Source organism: Vibrio sp. Vb0888, assembly GCF_033338835.1.
Taxonomy (GTDB): Bacteria; Pseudomonadota; Gammaproteobacteria; order Enterobacterales; family Vibrionaceae; genus Vibrio; species Vibrio alginolyticus.
Genome location: NZ_JAWOTL010000274.1, coordinates 1 through 1,108, shown reverse-complemented (window position 1 = coordinate 1,108; position 1,108 = coordinate 1). Strand labels below are relative to the sequence as shown.

Here is a 1,108-nt window from a genome sequence, read left to right as displayed (position 1 = left end):
CAACGTCGCGGCGAAGAATGGTCCGAGCAAGAAGAACACACTTTCAAAGAATCGATCATAGACTTGTATGAGACCCAAGGGCATCCGTACTTTGCCAGTGCAAGATTATGGGACGACGGCATCATTGACCCAAAAGAGACGAGAAACGTGCTTGCACAAGCGTTAATGGCTGCGCTCAACGCGCCAATACCTGATAGCGAATTTGGCATCTTTAGAATGTAACCGCGCAATTGAAATAAACGTTCACAAGGAAATCATTATGCAGGAAAGACAACCAAGCATTGTTCCAAACGCTCAACGACACAATGAGGGGCTTTGGCAGTTGTACGAAGTCGGTGTTGCAACGCTGACACGGAATCTGACAAAGAAACACAATGCCTTTGATGCCTGCATGATTGATTTGATCATCCATCGCTTAGATTATCTTGCACTAAGAACCGATGTGCGTTGCTTAGTGCTGCGCAGTAATGGCAAACACTTTTCCTCTGGTGCGGATTTAGCTTGGATGCAATCGATGGCAAATAGTACCCGAAAAGAAAACCTAGTCGATGCACAAAGCCTCGCTCGCTTAATGGAAACGTTAGATACCTTCCCTCAACCCACCATCGCTGTCGTACAAGGCTCAGCCTTTGGTGGCGCATTGGGGCTAATTTGCTGCAGCGATATCGCTATCGCCACCAACTCCGCTCAGTTTTGCTTGAGTGAAGTCAAATTGGGATTGGTGCCCGCCACCATTGCACCATACGTGATGCGTGCGATGGGCAATCGACAAGCACGTCGTTACATCCTCAGTGGTGAAGTCATCCCTGCGGTTAAAGCGCAACAGTTTGGCATCGTGCATGAAGTGAAAGAAGATGAGGAGCTTGAATCATGCGTAAGCGAAGTCGTCGCTTCTTTGCTACTCAATAGCCCAGATGCGATGAGAAAAGCGAAAGCACTCTGCGAACAATGCCACCAAAATCCCATTGATTCTCAGCTTATCCGCTACACCAGCCAATTGATCGCCGATATCCGTGTATCGCCGCAAGGGCAAGACGGTTTACAAGCTTTCTTAGAAAAACGGCCTCCGAGCTGGGTCCATCAACCTGATGCGGAGGAAGAATGACAC

General features: G+C 48.5%; 2 protein-coding genes. Both read left to right on the top strand.

Going from position 1 to position 1,108, the window contains the following annotated elements:
- Window positions 1–222: carboxyl transferase domain-containing protein (locus R7P72_RS25585; protein WP_318111039.1), on the top strand; the 222-nt coding region annotated here is incomplete at its 5' end.
- A gap of 37 nt (window positions 223–259) precedes the next feature.
- Window positions 260–1,105: an enoyl-CoA hydratase-related protein gene (locus R7P72_RS25580; RefSeq protein ID WP_318111037.1), complete on the top strand. Its 846-nt coding sequence runs from the start codon at window positions 260–262 to the stop codon at window positions 1,103–1,105.
- Window positions 1,106–1,108 lie beyond the last annotated feature (3 nt).